This window comes from Streptomyces thermocarboxydovorans, assembly GCF_039524635.1.
Classification (GTDB): domain Bacteria; phylum Actinomycetota; class Actinomycetes; order Streptomycetales; family Streptomycetaceae; genus Streptomyces; species Streptomyces thermocarboxydovorans.
Genome location: NZ_BAAAGU010000072.1, coordinates 21,858 through 27,909, shown reverse-complemented (window position 1 = coordinate 27,909; position 6,052 = coordinate 21,858). Strand labels below are relative to the sequence as shown.

The following is a 6,052-nucleotide window of genomic DNA, read 5'->3' as shown; positions in this document are numbered from 1 at the left end:
CACGCACCAGACCCCGCTCACCGGTGCTGACAAGGCGCCGGCGATTCCCGCAGGCTGATCCAGACGAAAGGCCCTAGCGGCCGATGAACTGCGGCCCCTGGGGTGGCAGGCGGAAGTCGGGGTCCGGGGCGGCGGCCGCTGCTGGTGGGTAGCCGTAGGCGGGCGGGCTGGTCGGCTGGGGGTAGCCGTACGCGGGCTGGGTGGCCGGGGGCTGCTGGGGGTAGCCGTAGCCGGGCTGCGCGGGCTGCCGCGGCACCTCCGGCGGCAGCGGGGCGGCGACCGGCGGCTGTGCGGCCGGCGCAGCCGCCCGCGGCTGTGCGGCCGGCGCGGACGGCGGCTGGGCCGGGGGCTCCGGTGCCTGGGAATCCGGGTTCGCAGAAGGCGCCGAGGGCGCCGAGGGCGCCGAGGGCTCCTGCTCCGGTTCCGACTCGTCGACCGAGATGCCGAAGTCGGTGGCCAGGCCCTTCAGCCCGTTCGAGTAGCCCTCGCCGAGCGCGCGGAACTTCCAGCCCTCCCCGCGCCGGTACAGCTCGCCGCAGATCAGCGCGGTCTCCTGCCCCGTCTCCGGCTTGACGTCGAAGTACGCCAGGGGCTCGCCGTCCGGGTCCTGCGCGTCGTGCAGCAGGATCCGCAGCGCCCGCACCTGGTCGAAGGTGACGCCGTCCGCCGAGGCGACCAGAAGTATGCGGCTGACGCCGGACTCGACCCCGGCGAGGTCTGTCTGGATCGTGTCGGTCAGCCCCTCGGCCACCCGCTTCTTGCCGAGCCGCCACACCTTCCCGGAGGGGTGCCGGGGCTGGTTGTAGAAGACGAAGTCGTCGTCGGAGCGCACACGGCCGTCGGGGCCGAGCAGCAGCGCGGAGGCGTCGACGTCCGGGACCCCCTGCCCGGGTGACCAGCGCAGCACTGCGCGTACCGTGGTGGCCTCGAGCGGGATGTTGGACCCCTTCAGCATCGCGTGCGTCATGCGGTCATCCTGCCTTCTCCGTCCTGATCACGACAATGCGGGGTGTGCGCCCGGCACCGTGGGATTACGTGAAGTTCATGCCCCGTGGGAACCCGGGACATCGATTGCTACGTACTATTACCGGCCACCTTCCGACCTTCACACGGGGAGTTCCATGCGTCATTTCGGGCACGTCGCCCCAGAGGTGCGGAAACGTCTCTTCTATCGGGAGCCCGCCGATTTCACGCCGGACTCCCCGGCCCGGCTCCTCTCCGCGGCCCTCGGCGCGACCCTCTACAGCCCCGCGACCCGCCCCCGGCTGGCCGACGACATCGTCAAGCAGGCCGGACGCGGCGTGGTGTCGATGGTGCTGTGCCTGGAGGACTCCATCGACGACGCCGACGTCCTCGCCGGCGAGGAGAACCTGGTCCGCCAGTTCACCGACCTCGCCGGGCGGCCCGGCGTGGAACTGCCCCTGCTGTTCATCCGCGTCCGCACCCCCGAGCAGATCCCCGACCTGGTGCGCCGCCTCGGCCCGGCCGTCCGGCTGCTGTCCGGATTCGTACTGCCGAAGTTCACCGAGGAACACGGCATGCCGTTCCTGGAGGCGCTCACCCTCGCCGAGGCGGAGACCGGCCGGCGGCTGTTCGCCATGCCCGTCCTGGAGTCCCCGGAGCTGCTCTACCGCGAGTCCCGCGTGGAGACCCTGGAGGGCATCGCCCGCGCCGTCGGCAAGTACCGCGACCGCGTGCTCGCCCTGCGCCTCGGGGTGACCGACTTCTGCTCCTCCTACGGGCTGCGCCGCGGCCCCGACATGACGGCCTACGACGTCCAGATAGTCGCCTCGGTGATCGCCGACGTGGTGAACATGCTGGCCCGCGCCGACGGCACCGGCTTCACCGTGACCGGCCCGGTGTGGGAGTACTTCCGCGTCCAGGAGCGCATGTTCAAGCCGCTGCTGCGGCAGAGCCCGTTCCTCGAGGGACAGGCCGTCGAACTGCGCGAGAAGCTCATCGAGCACGCCATGGACGGCCTGCTGCGGGAGATCTCCCTCGACCAGGCCAACGGCCTGCTCGGCAAGACCTGCATCCACCCCTCCCACGTGCTGCCCGTGCACGCGCTGTCCGTGGTCAGCCACGAGGAGTTCAGCGACGCCCAGGACATCCTGCGGCCGGAACGCGACGGCGGGGGAGTGCTGCGGTCCGCGTACACCAACAAGATGAACGAGGTGAAGCCGCACCGCGCCTGGGCGGAGCGGACCCTGCTGCGCGCCGAGGCCTTCGGCGTGGCCAACGAGGACATCGGCTTCGTGGAGCTGCTGGCGGCCGGGCTGGCGCAGTGACCCCGGGCCATGCCCGCACACCATGCCCGGACAATGATGGAGAGAGCACTGTGAACGAGGGGGTGCACCGCGGGGTGCGTCGGGAAACGCGGGCCGGAGACGTCTGGTCCGGCAGCTGGGTCGCCGAGCGGCTCGGAGTCGAGCTGGCCGGGGACGGGCACCTGACCGAGCTGCTGGGGCTGGCGCTGCGCCGCAACCCCAAGCGGGCCCATCTGCTCGTCTCCAACGTGCTCGGCAAGCACGTCCCCCAGACCCCGTCCGTGGTGCACGGGCACGGCGTCCGCCTGGGCCGCCGGGTGCGGGAGCTGCTGGGCGAGCAGGCGCACAAGGCCGTGGTCCTCGGCTACGCGGAGACCGCGACCAGCCTCGGGCACTCGGTCGCCGACGGCCTGGCCGTCGCCCCCTACCTGCACTCCACCCGCCGCCCCGTCCCCGGCGTCGCCACCGCGGGCGGCTTCGAGGAGTCCCACTCCCACGCCACCTCCCATCTGCTGCTCCCGGAGGACCCCGCGCTGCTGGCCGGGGACGGGCCGCTGGTCCTGGTCGACGACGAGTTCTCCACCGGCAACACGGTGCTGAACACCGTGCGCGCCCTGCACCGGCGGTATCCGCGGCGCTGGTACGTGGTGGTGGCGCTGGTGGACATGCGGTCGGCCGAGGACGCCCGGCGGCTGGCCGGCTTCGCCGAGGAGATCGGCGCCCGCGTCGATCTGGTGGCCGCCGCCTCCGGGACCGTGCGGCTGCCGGACGGCGTGCTGGAGAAGGGCCAGGAGCTGGTCGCCCGCTACGAGGCGGAAGCCGCCGCGCAACCGCCGCCCGCGGAACCGGCGGAACCCGGCCGCATCACCCGCGTCGACCTGGGCTGGCCCGAGGGCCTGCCCGACGGCGGCCGGCACGGCTTCACCCCCGCGCAGCGCGACCGGCTGGAGCGGGCCCTGCCCGGCATGGCCGCCCGGATCGCCGGGGCACTGCCCGCCGGAGCCCGCCGCGTCCTGGTGCTCGGCTTCGAGGAGCTGATGTACGCCCCGCTCCGCCTCGCCGGCGAGCTGGAGCGCGGCACCGGCGCCGACGTCCGCTTCTCCACCACCACCCGCTCGCCCGTCCTCGCCGTGGACGACCCCGGCTACGCGATCCGCACCCGCCTGGTCTTCCCGGCCCACGACGACCCGGCCGACGGCCCCGGCGAGCGCTACGCCTACAACGTCGCCGGCGCCGGCTTCGACGCCGTCGTCGCGGTCGTCGACTCCGTCGCCGACACCCCCGCGCTGCACGCCCCCGACGGCCTGCTGGCCCGGCTCGCCGAGCACACCCCGCACGTGCTGCTCGCCGTCGTGCCGTCGTACGTCCCGCCCGCCGGGCGCACCGACCGGTCTCCCGCGCACGACTCCCTGGAAAGGCCCGCCTCCATGCTGCCCGAGCCCCTACGCGGCCCAGCCTTCTCCTCGTACGCGCCCGAGGAGGTCGGATGGCTGCTGCAGGACCTCTCGCACGTGACGCTGGAGGCACCGACCGAGGAGCGCGAGGAGGCCATCCAGAGCGGCGGCGCGCACTACGCCGAGTCGCTGCCGGTGGAGTACCAGCCGACCCCGCAGTACCAGGAGCTGTATCACGCGGCCCTTCAGGCCTCGGCGGCCCGTATCGCGCACGCGGTGGGCGTCGTCACCGAGACGGTCCTCGCCGAGCGCCCCCACTCTCGGCTTCGCTCGAGCGGGGGGACCCCCACGCCCCGCCCGGTCCTGGTCTCCCTGGCCCGCGCCGGCACCCCCATCGGCATCCTGATGCGCCGCTGGGCCCAGCACCGCCACGGTCTCGACCTGCCGCACTACGCGGTCTCCATCGTCCGCGGCCGGGGCATCGACGCCAACGCGCTGCGCTGGCTGGCCCAGCACCACGACCCGCGCGACGTCGTCTTCGTCGACGGCTGGACCGGCAAGGGCGCCATCACCCGCGAACTCGCCCAGGCCGTCGAGGAGTTCGAGAAGAAGTACGGCATCACCGGCTTCGACCCGGAGATCGCGGTGCTGGCCGACCCCGGCTCCTGCGTGCGCACCTACGGCACCCGCGAGGACTTCCTCATCCCCTCGGCCTGCCTCAACTCCACCGTCTCCGGGCTGATCTCCCGTACCGTGCTGCGCGCCGACCTGGTCGGCCCGGACGACTTCCACGGCGCCAAGTTCTACCGCGAACTCGCCTCCTCCGACGTCTCGGTGGCCTTCCTGGACGCCGTCTCCGCCCGCTTCGGCGAGGTCACCGACGCCGCCTGCGCCCAGGCCAAGGAGCTGCTCGCCGCCGACCGCACCCCCACCTGGGAGGGCTGGGCCGCGGTGGAGCGCATCAGCGAGGAGTACGGCATCCACGACGTCAACCTGGTCAAGCCGGGCGTCGGCGAGACCACCCGTGTTCTGCTGCGCCGGGTGCCGTGGAAGGTGCTGGCCCGCAAGGGGGCCGGCCGCGACCTCGACCACGTCCGGCTGCTGGCCGAGCAGCGGGGCGTCCCCGTGGAGGAGGCCGACGAGCTGCCCTACACCTGCGTCGGCCTGATCCACCCCCGCTACACGCGCGGCGCGACCGGAGCCGACGGCAAGGCGGTGAGCGTCTGATGCCCGCCCTCGTCGCCAGCGACCTCGACCGCACGCTGATCTACTCCGCCGCCGCGCTCGCCCTGACCATGCCGGACGCGCGGGCGCCGCGCCTGCTGTGCGTGGAGGTCCACGAGAGCAAGCCGCTGTCCTACATGACGGAGACCGCCGCCGGGCTCCTCACCGACCTCGGCGACGCCGCCGTCTTCGTCCCCGCCACCACCCGCACCCGCAAGCAGTACCAGCGCATCAATCTCCCCGGCCCGCCGCCGAGGTTCGCCATCTGCGCCAACGGCGGGCACCTCCTCGTCGACGGGGAGACCGACCGCGACTGGCACGCCCGCGTCCTGGCCCGCCTGGCCGACGAGTGCGCGCCGCTGTCGGAGGTGCGGGAGCATCTGCTGCGCACCGCCGACCCGGTGTGGGTGCGCAAGCAGCGCGTCGCCGACGACCTCTTCGCCTACCTCGTCGTCGAGCGCGAACTGCTGCCCGAGGAGTGGGTGAAGGAGCTGGCCGCCTGGGCGGAGAACCGCGGCTGGACGGTGTCCCTGCAGGGCCGCAAGATCTACGCCGTGCCCGCGCCGCTGACCAAGAGCGCGGCCATGCACGAGATCGCCCGGCGCACCGGAACGGACCTCACGCTGGCCGCGGGCGACTCCCTGCTCGACGCGGACCTCCTGCTGGCGGCCGACCGCTCCTGGCGCCCCGGGCACGGCGAACTGGCCGACGTCGACTGGACCGCACCCGGCGTCCGGGCGCTGCCCGAGCGGGGCGTGCTGGCCGGTGAGCGCATCCTGCGGGAACTGCTGCGGACGGTGCGCGCCCCGCGCTGAGGCGCTCCACGTCTCGGAAGCCGGCCGCCGACTGCCGTACCGGCAGCTCCCGCTCAGCCGACTGCGCGGGTCTTCGAGCGGGCCGGCCGGCCAGGCCGGCCCGGGGTGTGCCGTCAGCCGCCGCAGCAGCCGCCGCCGCAGCAACCCCCACCGCCGCTCGGCTGGGGGGCCGGGGACGCGGCCGACGAGCTGCCGCCGACGGCGACCGTGGAGAGGAGTTTCACCGTGTCGTCGTGGCCCGCGGGGCAGGTGGCGGGCGCGGAGGACTCGGCCATGGGACGGCTCAGTTCGAAGGTGTCGCCGCAGGTCCGGCAACGGTATTCGTAGCGAGGCATGGGCAAAGGTTAACCGG

General features: G+C 73.6%; 5 protein-coding genes. 3 read left to right on the top strand and 2 right to left on the bottom strand.

The features are described 5' to 3' along the window. Positions 1 to 73 precede the first annotated feature (73 nt). The gene (locus ABD198_RS26740; RefSeq protein WP_344006577.1) at positions 74 to 967 is read right to left on the bottom strand and encodes a TerD family protein; all 894 of its coding nucleotides are present in this window, start codon (positions 965 to 967) and stop codon (positions 74 to 76) included. Positions 968 to 1,121: 154 nt separating this feature from the next. On the opposite strand from ABD198_RS26740, the gene ABD198_RS26735 reads away from it, so the two are divergent. The 3 genes from ABD198_RS26735 to ABD198_RS26725 are packed head-to-tail and all read left to right on the top strand — an operon-like array spanning position 1,122 to position 5,700. Beyond that, positions 1,122 to 2,288 carry an HpcH/HpaI aldolase/citrate lyase family protein gene (locus ABD198_RS26735; protein ID WP_344006575.1) on the top strand — a complete coding sequence of 389 codons (1,167 nt, stop codon included), beginning with the start codon at positions 1,122 to 1,124 and terminating at the stop codon, positions 2,286 to 2,288. 50 nt (positions 2,289 to 2,338) lie between these two features. Beyond that, a complete protein-coding gene (locus tag ABD198_RS26730; RefSeq protein ID WP_344006573.1) occupies positions 2,339 to 4,888 on the top strand; it encodes a phosphoribosyltransferase in 2,550 nt (849 codons plus the stop codon). Further along, positions 4,888 to 5,700 (top strand): HAD family hydrolase, encoded by an 813-nt coding sequence (locus tag ABD198_RS26725; RefSeq protein ID WP_344006571.1) that lies wholly within the window; start codon positions 4,888 to 4,890, stop codon positions 5,698 to 5,700. The genes ABD198_RS26730 and ABD198_RS26725 overlap by 1 nt, the downstream gene beginning before the upstream one ends. A 113-nt stretch (positions 5,701 to 5,813) precedes the next feature. Here the strand turns inward: ABD198_RS26725 and ABD198_RS26720 are convergent, their stop codons facing one another. Continuing rightward, on the bottom strand, positions 5,814 to 6,035 hold the full coding sequence (locus ABD198_RS26720; protein WP_344006569.1) for an FmdB family zinc ribbon protein: 222 nt from the start codon (positions 6,033 to 6,035) through the stop codon (positions 5,814 to 5,816). Between the last annotated feature and the right edge of the window lie 17 nt (positions 6,036 to 6,052).

Bases quoted from the DNA above. Each gene is read 5' to 3' on its own strand.
- ABD198_RS26725 (WP_344006571.1), top strand. From the start codon at position 4,888: ATGCCCGCCCTCGTCGCCAGCGACCTCGACCGCACGCTGATCTACTCC.
- ABD198_RS26735 (WP_344006575.1), top strand. From the start codon at position 1,122: ATGCGTCATTTCGGGCACGTCGCCCCAGAGGTGCGGAAACGTCTCTTC.
- ABD198_RS26720 (WP_344006569.1), bottom strand. From the start codon at position 6,035: ATGCCTCGCTACGAATACCGTTGCCGGACCTGCGGCGACACCTTCGAA.
- ABD198_RS26740 (WP_344006577.1), bottom strand. From the start codon at position 967: ATGACGCACGCGATGCTGAAGGGGTCCAACATCCCGCTCGAGGCCACC.